This window comes from Castellaniella sp. (genome assembly GCF_049673105.1).
Lineage (GTDB): Bacteria > Pseudomonadota > Gammaproteobacteria > Burkholderiales > Burkholderiaceae_B > Castellaniella.
In genome coordinates this window covers 12,974-28,858 of record NZ_JBATXG010000026.1, presented here as the reverse complement: position 1 = coordinate 28,858, position 15,885 = coordinate 12,974, and the positions used below count along the sequence as shown (strand labels likewise).

The 15,885-nt window shown below is 64.4% G+C and carries 15 protein-coding genes; 11 read left to right on the top strand and 4 right to left on the bottom strand.

All coding sequences use genetic code 11. From position 1 onward, the window contains the following. The first annotated feature begins 39 nt into the window (after window positions 1-39). From ddpX to WBF69_RS10740, 6 genes are read left to right on the top strand one after another with little or no spacing between them, the layout of a single operon-like run. Window positions 40-600 (top strand): D-alanyl-D-alanine dipeptidase, encoded by a 561-nt coding sequence (ddpX, locus tag WBF69_RS10765; protein ID WP_424263995.1) that lies wholly within the window; start codon window positions 40-42, stop codon window positions 598-600. Window positions 601-637: 37 nt separating this feature from the next. Continuing rightward, on the top strand, window positions 638-2,200 hold the full coding sequence (locus WBF69_RS10760) for an ABC transporter substrate-binding protein (RefSeq protein ID WP_424263993.1): 1,563 nt from the start codon (window positions 638-640) through the stop codon (window positions 2,198-2,200). A gap of 58 nt (window positions 2,201-2,258) precedes the next feature. Continuing rightward, window positions 2,259-3,281, top strand: a complete 1,023-nt coding sequence (locus WBF69_RS10755; protein ID WP_424263991.1) for an ABC transporter permease — start codon at window positions 2,259-2,261, stop codon at window positions 3,279-3,281. Then, window positions 3,278-4,111: a D,D-dipeptide ABC transporter permease gene (ddpC, locus tag WBF69_RS10750; RefSeq protein WP_424263989.1), complete on the top strand. Its 834-nt coding sequence runs from the start codon at window positions 3,278-3,280 to the stop codon at window positions 4,109-4,111. Before WBF69_RS10755 ends, ddpC begins: the two co-directional genes overlap by 4 nt. Next, the gene (locus WBF69_RS10745) at window positions 4,108-5,148 is read left to right on the top strand and encodes an ABC transporter ATP-binding protein (RefSeq protein WP_424263987.1); all 1,041 of its coding nucleotides are present in this window, start codon (window positions 4,108-4,110) and stop codon (window positions 5,146-5,148) included. Before ddpC ends, WBF69_RS10745 begins: the two co-directional genes overlap by 4 nt. Further along, entirely contained in the window at window positions 5,145-6,197 is a 1,053-nt protein-coding gene (locus WBF69_RS10740; protein WP_424263985.1) for an ABC transporter ATP-binding protein, read from the top strand. Before WBF69_RS10745 ends, WBF69_RS10740 begins: the two co-directional genes overlap by 4 nt. 57 nt (window positions 6,198-6,254) lie before the next feature. Here the strand turns inward: WBF69_RS10740 and WBF69_RS10735 are convergent, their stop codons facing one another. After that, on the bottom strand, window positions 6,255-7,574 hold the full coding sequence (locus WBF69_RS10735; RefSeq protein WP_424264079.1) for an alanine/glycine:cation symporter family protein: 1,320 nt from the start codon (window positions 7,572-7,574) through the stop codon (window positions 6,255-6,257). A gap of 294 nt (window positions 7,575-7,868) precedes the next feature. Here WBF69_RS10735 and WBF69_RS10730 point away from each other — a divergent pair, with 294 nt between their 5' ends. From WBF69_RS10730 to WBF69_RS10710, 5 genes are all read left to right on the top strand, one after another. Beyond that, window positions 7,869-8,633, top strand: coding sequence for a helix-turn-helix domain-containing protein (locus WBF69_RS10730; protein ID WP_424263983.1), 765 nt, complete (start codon window positions 7,869-7,871; stop codon window positions 8,631-8,633). Window positions 8,634-8,712: 79 nt separating this feature from the next. After that, window positions 8,713-9,777, top strand: a complete 1,065-nt coding sequence (locus WBF69_RS10725) for an ABC transporter substrate-binding protein (RefSeq protein WP_424263981.1) — start codon at window positions 8,713-8,715, stop codon at window positions 9,775-9,777. Then, window positions 9,761-10,567, top strand: a complete 807-nt coding sequence (locus WBF69_RS10720) for an ABC transporter permease (protein ID WP_424263979.1) — start codon at window positions 9,761-9,763, stop codon at window positions 10,565-10,567. Before WBF69_RS10725 ends, WBF69_RS10720 begins: the two co-directional genes overlap by 17 nt. Next, window positions 10,564-11,325 (top strand): ABC transporter ATP-binding protein, encoded by a 762-nt coding sequence (locus WBF69_RS10715; protein ID WP_424263977.1) that lies wholly within the window; start codon window positions 10,564-10,566, stop codon window positions 11,323-11,325. The genes WBF69_RS10720 and WBF69_RS10715 overlap by 4 nt, the downstream gene beginning before the upstream one ends. Next, window positions 11,322-12,605, top strand: coding sequence for an NnrS family protein (locus WBF69_RS10710; protein ID WP_424263975.1), 1,284 nt, complete (start codon window positions 11,322-11,324; stop codon window positions 12,603-12,605). The genes WBF69_RS10715 and WBF69_RS10710 overlap by 4 nt, the downstream gene beginning before the upstream one ends. A 7-nt stretch (window positions 12,606-12,612) precedes the next feature. Here the strand turns inward: WBF69_RS10710 and WBF69_RS10705 are convergent, their stop codons facing one another. The 3 genes from WBF69_RS10705 to WBF69_RS10695 all read right to left on the bottom strand — a co-directional run bounded on the left by WBF69_RS10705 (window position 12,613) and on the right by WBF69_RS10695 (window position 15,871). Further along, window positions 12,613-13,374 carry a Crp/Fnr family transcriptional regulator gene (locus tag WBF69_RS10705; RefSeq protein ID WP_424263973.1) on the bottom strand — a complete coding sequence of 254 codons (762 nt, stop codon included), beginning with the start codon at window positions 13,372-13,374 and terminating at the stop codon, window positions 12,613-12,615. A 107-nt stretch (window positions 13,375-13,481) separates the two neighbouring features. After that, a complete protein-coding gene (locus tag WBF69_RS10700; protein WP_424263971.1) occupies window positions 13,482-14,972 on the bottom strand; it encodes a surface lipoprotein assembly modifier in 1,491 nt (496 codons plus the stop codon). 20 nt (window positions 14,973-14,992) lie between these two features. Next, window positions 14,993-15,871: a Slam-dependent surface lipoprotein gene (locus WBF69_RS10695; RefSeq protein WP_424263969.1), complete on the bottom strand. Its 879-nt coding sequence runs from the start codon at window positions 15,869-15,871 to the stop codon at window positions 14,993-14,995. Window positions 15,872-15,885: the final 14 nt, after the last annotated feature.

Sequence of the window (15,885 nt, the reverse complement as noted above, 5' to 3'; positions counted from 1 at the left end):
CAGTGCTGTGACGGAAGAACACACGAATACGGGGTGGCCATGACGGATCTGGTTGAATTGACGCCTGCTGATGGAATACAGATTTCTTTGGCGTATGCCACGGCGGACAATTTGGTAGGGCGCCCCATCTATGCCCCAGGGGCTCGCTGTGCTTTGCGCCCAGTCGCGGCGGATTGCCTGCGCCGCGCCGCGCAGGCGGCTCGCCGGGCCGGCCTGATGCTGGTCGTCTACGATGCCTATCGGCCGGCGGGGGCTCAGGCGGTGTTCTGGAAAGCGTTGCCCGACCCGCGTTACGTGGCCGATGCCGCCCTGGGGTCCAACCACACGCGCGGGGTGGCCGTGGACGTGGGCCTGCTGGAAATCGGCGGGCAGCCGCTGGACATGGGCACGGGCTTCGACGATATGCGCGACCAGTCCCACCACGACCGCGACGACGTGCCGCCTGAAGCCCAGCGCAACCGCCACCTGCTGCTGGGCATCATGCTGCAGGCCGGCTTTCGCTCCATTCCGACGGAATGGTGGCATTACGAATTGCCGAACGCGCAGGAATATGCGTTACTGCCGGAGCATGACATGGTCCAGGTGTACCACACACACTGAGCGGGCCAGCAGATCATTTGACGGACGGAGACACACCATGCAATCCATGATTCAGACCGGCGTGCGCCGGGCCGTAATGGCAACCGTGATGGGCGTCGGGGCGCTGGCTTTGGCCGGCGGGGCCGTGGCGGCGACGCCGCCCGACACGCTGGTCATCGGCAAGCCCGCCGATCCCCAGACGCTGGACCCGGCGATCACGATCGACAATAACGACTGGACCGTCACCTATCCGGCCTATCAGCGCCTGATGCGCTACAAACAAGTCGACGGCAAAGGTTCGACCGAGGTCGAGGGTGATCTGGCTGCCAACTGGACCGCGTCGCCGGACAATCTGGTGTGGACTTTCACCCTGAACGACGGCCAGCAGTTCGCGGACGGCACGCCCGTAGATGCCCAGGCCGTGAAACAGTCTTTCGAGCGGCTGCTGGCCAAAAAGCAAGGGCCGTCCGAGGCCTTTCCCGCCGATATGCAGATCGATGCGGTGGATGCCAAGACCGTGCGCTTCACCCTGAAAAAGCCGTTCGCGCCCTTTTTGTACACCCTGGCCAACAATGGCGCATCCATCATCAATCCCCAGGCGATGCAGCGCCCGGATGCCGATGCTTGGCTGTCCGGCAACACGGCGGGGTCAGGGCCTTACCAGCTGGTGTCATGGCAAAAAGGCCAGGCGCTGACCCTGGAACGCAACCCCCATTATGCAGGCTCCAAAAAGCCGACCCTGGATAAATTCGTGGTCAAGATCGTGCCCGAATCGTCCGCCCGCCGCCTGCAGCTGCAAAAGGGCGATCTGGACGTGGCCGAGGAATTGCCGGTCGATCAACTGCAGGCGCTCAAAAAAGACAAGGCCGTGCAGGTGGCGGAATTCCCGTCGTTGCGCGTCACCTATCTGTACCTGAACAACGCCAAAGGCCCCTTGCAAAGCGCCGATCTGCGCCATGCGGTCGTGGATGCGCTGGATTACAAGGGCATCGTCGATGGCATCATGATGGGGCAGGCCAAGCAGATGCGCGGCCCGATTCCCGAAGGCATGTGGGGCCACGATGCCGATCTGCCGCAGCCCAAACAAGATGTGGCTGCCGCCAAGGCCCTGGTGGGCAAGGCCGGCGGCGTCAAGGCGCCGGTGTTGCTACGGTATTCCACCCAAGACCCGGCCTGGGAACCGATCGCTTTGACGGTGCAGGCCAATCTGACGGCGATCGGCGTGCCGGTCAAGCTCGAAAAACTCGCCAACGCCACGCTGCGTGAAAACCTGGGCCAGGGCAATTTCGATATTTCCATCGGCAACTGGAGCCCGGATTTCGCGGATCCCTACATGTTCACCAGCTACTGGTTCGATTCGGACAAAAAGGGCTTGGCGGGCAACCGGTCCTTCTATTCCAATCCGCAGGTCGACGGCTGGCTGCGCGAGGCTGCCACACTCAGCAACCAGTCCCAACGGGTTGCCCTGTACAAGCAAGTCCAGGAACAAGTCGTCAAGGACGCGGCCTACGCCTATCTGTACCAGAAGAACTATCAGGCCGGACTGGGGGCCAATGTGCAGGGCTTTGTCTTCAATCCCATGCTGGAGCGCGTCTTTAACGTCGCCGACATGAAAAAATGACATGCCTTCCGTTCGTCGCCCTGGTCGCTGATGGTCCAGGGTCCGAAAGGTGCAGGGCATGAGCGGGGCATGGTTGCCGGTCGTGGGCCGGCGCCTGCTCAGCTTGGTATGGGTGGTGCTGGGCGTGTCGCTCATCACCTTCACCATTTCCCATATGGTCCCCGGTGATCCGGCCAGGCTGGTGGCGGGGGACAGGGCGACGCCGGAAATCATCGCCCACATCCGCAGCCAACTGGGGCTGGATCTGCCGTTGCCGCAACAGTATCTGCACTATATGGGGCAGTTGCTGCAAGGCGATCTGGGCACCTCCATCCGCACGCATCGTCCTGTGCTGCAGGACATTGCCGCGTTCTTCCCGGCGACCCTGGAATTGGCCTTGGTGGCGCTGGTGCTGGCGACGGCTCTGGGCATCCCGCTGGGCGTTTTGTCCGCGGTCTATCGCAACCGCCTGACCGATCACGTGGCCCGGACGCTGGCCGTCGCTGGTATTTCCACCCCGGCGTTCTGGCTGGGCCTGGGCCTGATCGTCATTTTTTATGGGCAATTGGGGTGGCTGCCAGGGGGCGGGCGCATCGATCAGGGCATGACGCCGCCGCCCAGCGTCACCGGCCTGTATTTGATTGATGCCGCGCTGGCCGGCGACTGGCCGGTGTGGCGCAGTGCGCTGCAACATATGCTGCTGCCCGCCGTGACGCTGGGGTTCGTCCACCTGGGGGTCGTGGCCCGCCAGGTGCGCTCCTCGATGCTGGAACAGCTCAACGAGGACTATGTGCGCACGGCGCGGGCCTATGGCCTGTCGCCCTGGGTGGTGGTGTTGCGCCATGCGCTGCCCAATGCCCTGATTCCTTCCGTCACCGTCCTGGGGTTGGCCCTGGGAGACCTGCTGTATGGCGCGGTGCTGACGGAAACCGTCTTTGGCTGGCCCGGCATGGGGGCCTATGTGGTGGATTCGATTCAGGCCCTGGATTTTCCGGCGGTGATGGGGTTTGCCGTCGTGGTGTCCTTCGCCTACGTGGTGTTGAATCTGCTGGTCGACCTGCTGTATCGGCGGCTGGACCCTCGTATCCGGGGGGTTGGGTGACATATTTCTGGTATCAGTTGCGCCGCAACCCCCTGATGCTTTTGGGGCTGTTGATTCTGCTGGCGGTCGGTCTGGCCGTCGGTTTGGCCGGCTGGGTGGCGCCGTATGACCCCGAGCAGATCAATCTGGTCCAGCGCCTGGCGGCGCCTTCCGCCCAGCACTGGTTTGGGACGGACGAAGTCGGGCGCGATATTTTCAGCCGGGTTCTGTATGGCGGACAGCAGTCCATCGGGGTAGGGTTGTTCGTGGCCGGGTGCGCCAGCGTGACGGGCGCGATCATCGGCTGTTTTTCAGGCATTCTGGGCGGTCGTATCGACGGCCTGATCATGCGCTCCATGGACGTCGTGCTGTCGGTCCCTTCGTTGGTGCTGATCATGGCGCTGGCCGCCGCCCTGGGGCCCAGCCTGTTCAATGCCATGCTGGCCATTACGCTGGTGCGGATTCCCTTTTACGTGCGCCTGGCGCGCGGCCAGACGCTCAGTATCCGCGAGATGGCCTATGTGCAGGCCGCGTGGACGTTCGGCGCCAGCCGGCGCCACGTGGTCAGCTGGCACGTGGTGCGCAATGCCGCCTCGCCCATCGTGGTCCAGGCCACGCTGGACGTGGGCGGCGCGATCCTGATGGCGGCGGCGCTCGGCTTCATCGGCCTGGGGGCGCAGCAGCCTACGGCGGAATGGGGGGCGATGGTCGCCACGGGCCGCAATTTCCTGTTGGATCAGTGGTGGTACACCGTGACGCCGGGGTGCGCCATTCTGGTGACGGCGCTGGCCTGCAATCTGGTGGGTGACGGTGTGCGAGACCTGCTCGATCCGAAGTCGAGGGTGAAATGAGTCCGGACACCATTCCCGTCCTGGATGTGCGCGGCCTGTCCCTGGAATTCCCCGTCTTTGGCGGCGCGGTCCGGGCGCTCAATGGCGTCAGCCTGCGCGTCATGCCGGGGGAAATCGTGGGCATCGTGGGCGAATCCGGTTCCGGTAAATCCGTGACGGCCATGGCGGCCCTGCGGCTGTTGCCGCCCGGCGGCTACCGGGTCACGGCAGGCAGCCTGCATCTGGGGGGCGATGATGTGCTGGCCGCCTCCGAACCCGTGGTCCGTCGGTGGCGCGGTCGCCGGGCCGCCATGATCTTTCAGGAACCCATGACGGCCCTGAATCCCACGCAGCGGATCGGGGAACAGATGGTCGGGGTGTTGCGCGTGCACCGCCGTATCAGCCGGCGCGATGCCTTGACCCAGGCGGAATCCTTGTTGCGCGACATGATGATTCCCGACCCGGCCCAGGTGTTGAGGGCTTATCCGTTCGAGCTGTCGGGCGGCATGCGGCAGCGCGTCATGGTGGCTATGGCCTTTTCCTGCGACCCGGACCTGTTGATTGCCGACGAACCGACGACGGCGCTGGACGTCACGGTGCAGCGCCAGGTCCTGCAGCTGTTGCGCCATCACGCGCGCGAACGCGGCACCGCCATACTGTTTATCACGCACGATATGGCGGTCGTGTCCCAGTTATGCGATCGCGTGTACGTGATGTATGCCGGTACCGTGGTTGAACAGGGCCCCACCGGGCAGGTGCTGCGAGAACCGCGTCATCCTTACACGCGCGGCCTGCTCGACGGCTTGCCGGAGGGCGCCCCGCCGGGGTCGGCGCTGGCGGCCATTCCGGGGCAGGTGCCGGACATGCGCCATCCGCCTTCGGGTTGCCCCTTTTTCGATCGTTGCGCGTATGCGGACGAGACCTGTCGCCAGCGGCCTGCTCTGCTGCCCCTGGATGTTGCGGCAGAGGCGAGTGACGCTGGACAGGACCGCCGCAGGCTGGCTTGCTGGCATCCCTTGTCGCCGGCGCAGGCGGACGCCGCCGGGGGGAGCGTATGACGGTCGTTCATCGGACTGCAGCAGGTGTCGGCGCGGATCGACCCGATCAGCAAGGGCCGGATTCCGTCTTGGATATCCGGGATGTCAGCGTCCATTTTCCCGTCGTGCGCGATTGGCGGGGGCGTGTCTTGCAATCGGCCCATGCGCTCAATGGCATCGATCTGCAGATTCGGCGCGGCGAGGCGTTCGGCATCGTGGGGGAATCCGGCTGCGGCAAAAGTACGCTGGCCCAGGTGTTGATGGGCTTGCTGCCGCCTACCGATGGCAGTGTGCAGCGCCAGCGTCGCGTCGATGGCCATCCGGCCAATGTTCAGATTGTTTTTCAGGACCCCCAGTCTTCGTTGGATCCGCGTTTGCCCGCCTGGAAGGTCATCATCGAGCCGCTGGTCGTCCGGGGACGGCGCGGGGCGGGATCGGGATCGGCGCAGCGACGAGGCGCCGCCGCCCTGCGTGCCTGGGCGGCGGAACTGGCCGTGCAGGTGGGGCTGCGACCCGACACGCTGGACCGCTACGTGCATGAGTTCTCCGGCGGTCAGCGCCAGCGTATCGCTATCGCTCGCGCCCTGTCCTCCGGGCCCGACGTGATCGTCCTGGATGAGCCGACTTCGGCGCTGGATATCTCGGTGCAGGCGCAGATCTTGAATCTGCTGCAGGACTTGCGCCGCCGTCATGGGCTGACTTATGTGCTGATTTCGCACAATGTGTCCGTCGTGCGGCATCTGTGCGACCGGGTCGCGGTCATGTATCTGGGCCAGATCGTCGAACAGGGAGAGGCCGGCGCGGTGCTGGGGGCGCCCCGGCATCCCTATACCCGCGAACTGCTGGATTCGGTGCCGCGCCTGGACCGACCCTGGATGGACGATATGCCCGCCGCGCCAGTGGAATTGCCCGGCAATCGCATCTTGCCCGTCGGCTGTTTTTTCAGGGATCGCTGCCCCTGGGCGACGCAAGGGTGCGAATTGCCGCAGCCGTTGGTGCACGATACGCAGGACCCGCAGCATCGGTTTCGCTGCCACGTCGCGCGAGGACTGTCGCACGATCCGCAATAAAAACGCCACGGCAGCATGGGCTGCCGTGGCGATGGCGGTGCGCCGCGTCTTAGAGGCTTACTTCGTCTGCGTGCTCAGTTCGCCGACTTGGGTGCGGTCCCGGAAATAGTCCCGCGTCAGTTTGACGATCACCGGGCTGAGCAGGATCAGCGAGGCCAGGTTGGGCAGAGCCATCAGCCCATTCAGGGTATCGGCCAGCAGCCAGGCGAAGTCCAGCTGCGTGATGGCGCCAAACGGGATGGCGACGACCCAGATGATGCGGTAGGGTATCGTGGATTTGGCGCCCAGCAGGAATTCCCAGCATTTCTCGCCGTAGTAGCTCCAGCCCAGGATGGTGGTGAAGGCAAAGATCACCAGGGCGATGGTCAGGATGATGCCGCCGACGCCCGGCAGGGACACTTCGAAGGCAGCCGCTGACAGCGCAGCACCGCTCGCTCCGCTGGTCCAGACGCCCGAGCAGACGATGGCCAGGCCGGTGATGCTGCAGATGATGATGGTGTCGATGAAAGTCCCCATCATGCCGATCAGGCCGGATTCCACTGCATTGCTGGTGGTGCCGGCAGCCTGGGCGATACCGGCGGAACCCAGACCGGCTTCGTTCGAGAAGATCCCGCGCGCCACACCGAAGCGGATGGCGGCCATGACAGCGGCGCCGGCAAAGCCGCCGGTGGCGGCGATGGGCGAGAAGGCGTGGGTGAAGATCAGATCCAGCGCTTCGGGGATGCGGTCCGCATTGACGGCCAGCACGACCAGCCCGGCCAGCACGTAGGCCACGCACATGAACGGCACCAGGGATGCCGCGACCGCGCCGATGCGTTTGATGCCGCCCAGGATGACCAGGCCGATCAGGATCATGGTGACTACCCCGGTGATCCAGGTGGGTACCGAGAAGGTGGATTCCAGCGCCAGCGCCATGCTGTTGACCTGAACCATGTTGCCGATGCCAAAGCCGGCGAAGCCGCCGAAGATCGCAAAGGCGACGCCCAGCCAGAGCCATTTACGGCCCAGACCGTTCTTGATGGCGTACATGGGGCCGCCGGAATGTTGGCCGCGTTCGTCTTTTTCGCGGAAATGGACGGCGACGACCACTTCGGCATATTTGGTGGCCATGCCGACCAAGGCCGTGCACCACATCCAGAACAGGGCGCCAGGGCCACCCACGGCGATGGCGGTCGCCACGCCGGCAATGTTGCCGGTTCCGACGGTGGCTGCCAGGCAGGTCATCAGGGCCTCGAAGGGGCTGATTTCCCCCGTGGACGCATCACCACGATGGCGACCGCGCCAGATCATGGCAAAGCCTGTGCCGATGCGGCGCAGCGGCATGAACTTCAACAGGATCATCAGGAAAAAGCCTGTCCCGAGGATCAGGACCAGCATGGGGGGGCCCCAGACCAGGCCGTTGATGTCGTTGACGAAAGTATTCAGTGCTTCCAAAGCTTGTCTCCTGCTTATGGCATTAAATTGGCGCCATGCTATCACCACGTTTTCAGTGAATATTCCTAAAATTTTTCCTAATCCAACAATAAATTTCTAAAAACCGGCTGTTTCGAGTAAACCAAGGGTTATCCCCAGCGTAGTTTTGCGACTATGCCGTGTCGGTTTGCTTGCCTATTCTGTCGTTTCGGCGGGGACGCGTCATGCGGGCCTTCGCTTCGACCAAGGAGACCTGGCATGCGAGAACGGTTGGATTGCGCACTCTTGACCCTGGACCAAACAGATTGGGTGCGGGCGCTGAAAGGACCCTATCTGGGGGGCCGCCTGCACCTGCACACCTTGTTGCAGCCTCATGCGGCGATCGACACCCTGTTCGATGATCCTGCTCTGGCGTGCGGTCGCTACGATGCGGGCCTGTTGTACGCGGATGAATCGTCTTTGCCGGCATGGCGCACGGCGCTGGCGGCACGTGCCGGTCGCCTGCCGGCGGTGCTGCTGGTCTACGCGGTGGGGCTGCGGGCGCAGGCTGTGCATGATCTGATTGCGCTGGGGGCGTCAGACTTTCTGCAACCGCCGTTTTGCCCTGAAGAACTGCGCGCCCGCCTGGAAAGCGCCCTGGGCAGGCTGGCGCCGGCTTGTGTGGCAGAGCCTGAACCGCTGTATGGCGGCGCGGTCATCTCCGGCATGATGGTGGCGGCTCATCAAGGGCCGACCGAAGCTGAACTCTGTCACACCATCCTGGATCGTTCCGGGGCGGAACTGGAAGCCTATGCCGTGGCCCTCGCCATGCAGCGCGCCACATCGCAGGATTCCTTCCGCGAGGCAAAAAGCCAGGTCGTCGCCCGCTTTGAACGCGCCTATATCCGTGCAGCCCTGGGGCGTCATGGCGGCAACGTCACCTTGGCCGCGCGCATGGCGCAAAAACACCGCCGGGCTTTCTGGGCGCTGATGCGCAAGCATGATATTGATCCTGCTCCGTATCGATCTGACGAGCATAGTTAAACTTGATAATTATCATTTGCATTTACATGGTGATCCACCCACAATTCCAGGGTTTACAAGATTCACGCCGGCAATCGCCATGGTTTTTCGACTCACCGCGCCGTCAGCATCGTCCGCTTGTCATCCGCCAGTTCCCGAGGTTCGGCGCCGCGCGCTGCTGGGCCTGGCCTCTGCCTGGGGGCTGATGGCGGCGGTGCCATCTGCAGCAGGTGTGTCGGCGGCGGCTGCCGGTATGCGACCGCTTGTGCTGGCGGGGCCGCCAGCCACCGTGTCGTATCCCCTGATCCATATGACGGATTCCGGCAGCCTGGACGACGTAGCGCCGGGCAGCCGTTTTCAGTTGTGGCAGAACCCGGATCAGCTGCGGGCCTGGGCAGTGGGCGGCGGCGCGGATTTCATGGCGATGCCATCAAATGTGGCGGCGAATCTGTACGCTCAGGGAGTTCCCCTGCGGCTGTTGAACGTGGCGACCTGGGGGATGCTGTGGCTTGTAACCCGCGATCCGGCGCTGCATGCATTGGACGATTTCCAAGGGTTGGAAATCGCCATGCCGTTTCGGGCGGATATGCCGGACATTCTGTTTGGCTTGCTGACGTCTCGTCTGGGGCTGGATCAACGGCGGGATTTCTTCTTGCGCTATGTGCCGACGCCATTCGATGCCATTCAGCAATTGTTGCTCCGTCGCGTGGATCACGCGCTGTTGCCGGAACCCGCCGTGTCCATGGTGTTGCGCAAGAGCGAATCATTCCCCGTGTCGGTCGTGGCGCCTACGCTGTATCGCGGCGTCAACCTGTCGCAGGCCTGGGGCCGGGTACTGGGCCGTGAGCCACGCATTCCGCAGGCGGGTATAGCAGCCGTGGGGAAATCAAGCGTTGATACCGGCCTGTCCTGCCGGGTGCGTGCCCAGTATGCGGATTCTTTGGCGTGGTGCCTGGCGCACCCCACGCAATGCGGCGAGCTGGTGGCGCGCCATATCCCTATGCTGACGCCTGACGCCGTGGCGGATTCTCTGGTGCAGTCGCGCGACCGCGCGGTGGATGCCGTAGATGCGCGAGAAGAACTGGAGTTCTTCTTTCAGTGCTTGTTGGCGGATCACGCCGCGCTGATCGGCGGGCGATTGCCGGATCATGACTTCTATGCCTGACGCGCCCGGATGGCGGCGCTTGGGTGCTGTATTGGCCTATTTCTGGAGCGGCTGGGGGGCGGTGGCCAGTCTGCTGCTGTTCTGTGCCCTTTGGGAATGGGGTGCCTTGCACCATGGGCCGCTGGTTCTGCCAGGGCCCTCGGCGGTGCTGGGCCGGCTGGGTGAACTGCTGGCCTCGGGTCTGGCTGCGCCGCAATTGTGGATTTCCGCTCGTCGCGCCTTCCTGGGGCTGGGGATTGCCGTGCTGGCGGGGACTGTGCTCGGAATGCTGGCCGGTCGGTCTTTGACTGCTGCGCTGGTGTCGCGGCCCTTGGTGACGCTGTTGCTGGGGATGCCGCCCATTGCCTGGCTGGTGCTGGCCATGATCTGGTTCGGCATGGGCGATGCCACACCTGTGTTCACTGTCGTGCTTGCCTGTTTTCCGCTGGTCTTTGCGGGGGCGATGCAGGGGGCGAGGACGCTGGATGGGCAGCTCATGGATGTGGCGCGTGTCTATCGGCTGACGTGGTACGCGATGTTGCTGGATGTGCATCTGCCGCACGTGGTTTCATACTTGCTGCCGGCCTGGATTACCGCCCTGGGCATTGCCTGGAAAGTGGTCATGATGGCCGAGCTGTTGGCGGCGTCGGATGGCGCGGGGGCGGCACTGGCTGTGTCGCGGGCGCAACTGGATATGGCAGGGTCGCTGGGCTGGATCGCAGCGGTGTTGGGATTGCTGCTGGCCGCTGAGTATCTGCTGCTGGAGCCGATCAAGCGCGCCATCGAGCGCTGGCGGACGGCGGACACATGAGTCTATTGAGCCTTCGCCAACTGGGCCATCGCTTTGGGCTGACGACTGTGCTGTCAGGTATTTCGCTGAACCTTCATGCCGGCGAGACCGTGGCATTGGTGGGGCCGTCCGGCTGCGGGAAAAGCACCTTGCTGCATATTGCGGCGGGCTTGCTTGAACCGTCCGAAGGACGGGTGCGCTCCACATTCCGGGGAGTGGGTTGCGTGTTCCAGCAGCCCCGGCTGATGCCTTGGAAAAATGCGGCGGACAATATTTCCCTGGGACTCAAGGGCCTGGGGCTGCCCGCTGTCGCACGCCGACGCCGGGCGATGGAGTGGGCGACGCGTATGGGCCTGACCGAAGCGGACGCGTGTAAATATCCTCATGAACTGTCCGGCGGGATGCAAAGCCGGGTAGCGCTTGGCCGCGCACTGGCGGTGGCGCCGGATCTGCTGCTGCTGGATGAGCCGTTCTCAGCTCTGGATGTAGGACTGAAGCAGGAACTCTATGGTCTGCTGCGCAAGCAGGTGGAACACGCCGGGACCGCCGTGCTGATGATCACTCATGATCTGATGGAGGCCGTCCGGCTGGCCGACCGCATCGTCGTCATGGCGTCCGGGCCAGGGCGCATGTTGGGCGAATTCGTGGTGGAACGATCGCAGTCCCAGCGTACCGAGGCCTGGAGCCATCGGATGACAGCCAGCTTGATGGATGCGCCGATCGTGCGGGAATCCTTTGGGCTGGTCTCGGCAGTGGCCTTGGATGGAGAGTCCTCATGACGGCGCAGCATGGCGGTTCAGCGGTTCACCCTTTATGGTCTTGCGGATTTCGTCCATTTTTCGTGCTGACATCGGCGAGCGCCGTGGTGTTCTTGTCTGTCTGGATGCTGTTTCTGAATGGCGCTGCCCTGTCTGGCTGGAGACCGCCGGGGGGTGTGCTGTTGTGGCATGCGCATGAACTGGTGTTTGGTTTCGGCCTGGCGGCAGCGGCTGGCTTTCTGCTGACCGCCATCCCGGAATTCACGGGGGCAGCGCCGATTGCCGTCCGCCCGCTGACCGGCTTGGTTGCTCTATGGTTGATGGCACGGGCGGCATATGCGTTGGCGCAGTGGCTGCCGTTCGGGACGGGGCTTGGGCTGACGGTTCTGTGCAATGTGTCCTTCACGGCTGTCTTGCTGATCCGGTTGGCGCCGGCGCTGTGGCGCGATCCGCGCCGGGCGCATCTGGGTTTTGCCTGGACGCTGGCTGGGCTGTTGCTGGCGCAGACCGGGTTCTTCGTTGCGCTGTTTGCCGGATACGATGGGCTGCCCTGGATTCATGGCGCGATCGATCTGACGATGGTCCTGATTCTGCTGGCGGGCAGTCGGGTGTCGATGAGCGTGCTCAATGGCTATATCGAGGCAGGTCGACCGGGCGCACCGTCGCCATCGGATCATTATCTGGCCCGCCCGCCGCGTCGTTATCTGGCGGTCTTTTCCATTGGTGCATGCGGTGTGGCGCAGGCAGTCCTGGGCGGCGGCCCGGTGGCCGGCTGGGCCGCGCTGGCCGCCTGCGCCGCCATGCTGAATGTGCTCAATGATTGGCATGTCGGGCGGGCGCTGCTCACCCGCTGGGCGTTGATGCTATATGCCTGCTTCTGGCTGATCGCCCTGGGCTACGGGGCCATGGGCCTGGCCTGGCTGGCGGGTGTCTGGCCTGTGTCGAGCGGTCGCCATCTGCTGACAGCCGGCGCCATGGGTCTGTCGGTGTTCACCATCATGAGCTTGGCGGGACGCATCCATACGGGACGATGGCTGGACCGCCGGCCATGGCTGCCTGCGGCGGCGGGCGTCCTGGCGTTGGCCGCCCTGATCCGAGCGTCGGTCGGACTGCCGGAGCTGGCGCGCTGGTCGTGGTGGCTGATCCTGACGGCTGGCATGTTGTGGGTGGGCGCCTATGCTGCCTATTTGTGGCATGCCTGGCCGGTTCTGGCGGGCCGGCGGCTGGATGGGCGCGAAGGCTGCGCTGAGCCGGCCGGCAAGACGCCCAGCCCGTTCTCGGGCCCCGAATCCGGCTGTTGACGGGGAATCAGTGCAGCGTGCAGCAGCTGAACAGCGTTTCGTCCTGAGATTGCCCCGAGGACGGGGTGATTTTTTTCATATCCGGAGGCGGCAGCCGGGCCTGCTTGCACAGAGCTTCTACGTCGAGCAGAACGAGATCGCGGTTGCGTCCGCCGATCAGGCCATCGCGCCGAAAACCGCTCAGCATGCGCGACAGGTTTTCCGGTGTCATGTTCAACTGCCGCGCCAGCACGCGGTGATGGGTTGGCAAGGTCAGCCAGGCGCTGCCCTGCTCGATGTAAAGGGTCACCAGGTAGGTGACCAGGCGTTGCATGGAATTGGCGATGGTCAGCAGGTCGATGCGACCGATCGCCTGTGTCATCTGGCCGGCCACGATGCGCAGCAGAGCGCAGGAAAATTCCGATGAACGTTGCGCCATGCCAATCAGCGGTGCGCCGTCCAGGCGATGCAGCACGGTGCGTTCGTTCGCCTGGGCTGAGACAGGGTAGCGGCGGTCGTTCGCAAACATGACGGTCGCGGCCACCAGGCAGTCGTTTCCCAGAACCTGGAAGACGCGTTCGTCACCGTTGTAGCTGGGCAGATACAGGGTGACGCTGCCGGATTCGATCCAGAAGAAATGATCGGCTGGTTCGCCCAGATGGAACAAATGCTGGCGGACCGACAACACCATGCGGCGGGCGCCGCCTGACAGTATTCGCAGGCCATCGGGGTCAGCGTGGCGGAAGGCAGGAAAGCTCGCGAAAGCCTTGTCCAGGAAGGTGGAAGACATGGTGGTCCGGGGCCCGTGGGACGTGACGACTGGAAAGTCCATTGTATTTTTGATGAGAATAATTATCAATACGTTTTAGGTGGTCCGTCGGGTGTTCGGGTATGCCTTCAGAAATTTCTTCGCAACTGCAGCGAGACCTCGTTTTGCGTATAGCCGTAGAAGATCGAATTGCTGTGGTTGACGACGTGCTTGAAACGCAGTTCGGGGTAGGCTCCCCAGACCGACAGCCGCGTCGATCCCAGGGTGGCGATGTAGAGCTGCTGTTCGTCGCGCCGCCGGGCGCCCAGGAAAAAATCGCGTTCGTCGTTGCGACTGACGCGGTAGAGGGCCAGCAGGTTGACGAAGGCGCCGGACTGCCCGAAGGCGTGGTACACCCCGGCGCGCACGGCCAGGTCCTTGCCGCTTTCCGTGGGCATGGGGTATTTGCGGCGGGTGAAGTCGATGCCCGCCTGCAGGCTGGTGTTCGCCGTGGGCATCCAGGCGATTCCCAGCCCAGCGGCCTTTTGCGTGTAGTCGCTGAAATAGCGGCTGTCCTGTGCCTTGTAGGCGTAGCGCTTGACGCTCGCCTGGGCCGTCAGGCGCAGGCTTGGCGTCAGTGCCCGGCTCCATTCGGCCTGCAGGCCGGGGGCCTGGTAGTTGGTGTGGCCGTCGCGGGCGTACAGTTCCATGAACGGCAGCAGGCTGATTTTCTGCCGCACATCGGCGTACTGGTAGCCGGCGTACAGCACGTGGGTCTGCTGGCTGTAGTCCTCAATCGCGCGCCCTTCCGGGGCGGTCTCCTGATAGGACGTCCCGTAGCTGACGGGGCGCAGCAGCAGGTTGTGATGGCCGGCCAGCGCGATCCGCTTGCTCAGCACCAGGTCGTAATTGGTGAAGGTCGATGCGATCGGGTCGGGTAGCTTGAGCCGCGCCAGACACAGAGTCAGGAAATACATCGAACAGTGCTCGAAGCCGTTGGCCTGGTTGATGTTGTCATTGTGGCCCCGGCCCACGGCGATGGACCCCTGCCAGTCGCCGCGCCGATCCACGGCGTCCGCATAGCTTTGCAGCAACTGGCGGGTGTCGGGCGGCAGGCTGTTGCCGATGGCCTGCTCGAACAGAGCGCGCGATTCCCGGTCCTGGCCGTCCTCGGCGTAGGCGCGGGCCAGTTCCATCTGCGTGCGCGCATCGCCGGGAGCATCGTCGCGGGCGTCTTCCAGCAGGCCGATGGCCCGACCATAGTCGCCTTCGGCCCGCGCCGCCAGGCCGTCGGCCAGCAGGACCAGGTGCGGCTTGTGGCCCGCCAGCCGGCGGTACGAATCCGCCAGCGCGCGCGCCTCGCCCCACTGGCCCCGGTTGATGGCCACGTACAAGGCCGGCTCCAGGTCTTGCAAGGTCGGTTTGACCCGGTAGGCCCGGCCCTCGATGGTGAGGACCAGGCCTTCGGGGTGCGGGGCCAGCGCCCCCGCCCCGCCGTCCCGCTGGCGACCGATGCGTCCGGCCTGGTCCAGCAGGTAGCGGGTGTCGTCCTCGTCCGCCCGGGCGGGCGGGGACGGCAGCAGGGCGCAGGCCAGGAGCAGGGCCGGCAGGAAGTGAAGCTGCGTCCAGCGGATCGTCATCGTGCCGGTCCCATCCCCGCTTACTGCCGCGCGCCGCCGAAGGCGACGTGATCCTGCGGGGTCGCGCCCGTGTAGATCCCCGCCAGGGCTTCGGCTTGCGAGCCGTAGAACTGGCCGGAGATCGTCGAGGTGTTGGTGAACGCGCCTTGGGAGTTGATCGTCGTGCCGGCGAAATTCACGGCATCGGCGCCGCGTACGATGCTGCCGGCCAGCGTTCCGCTGCTTCCGCCGTAGTTGGCCGTCAGCACGCCCTGGTAGACGCTGGGGTTTTCCGGGTTGTGCTGATTGATGCCGATCACGTTGTACTGGGCGCTGACCAGGGTCGGCATGGCCGCGGTGGGGTTTTCGCCCACGTACCACACCGTGCGGTCGGCGCTGCCCATGTTCAGATCAGAGCTATCTGGATTGGAATAGTTCGGACCCTTGGGCGCCCATTCGCCGAAATAGACCGGCGACCCGTCGACCTTGCCGATCACCAGCCCGCCGAAGTCGGGCATGAACGGCAGCGGCGGCACGATCATCTGGCGCACGCTGTTGATCGTGGTGGTGCCGCCGTTGTAGACCACGTCGTTGCGCCATACCTGGGCGATCTGGGTGTCGCCCAGGATCAGGCCGGCCAAGAAGTTGATGTCGCTGCCTTTCAGGTAGGTGTTGCCGCTGGCGTCGGGGCCGCGGCTGATGGCGTTGTTCGACTGGGCGATGGGACCGCCGGCCAGATCGATCGCGGCCGAGCCGCCGTTGAAGATCAGGCCGGCGTTGCCCGATCCGAACAGCGTCGAGGACGCCGGATTGACGTTGGCGGCGTTGGACGTGCCACCCAGCACGGTGGCGGCTGACGCCTGGGAGGCGATCAGGGCCAGGGAGGCGCCGATGAGGGCGCGGGACAGGGATCGTTTCATATCAACTCCTTGAA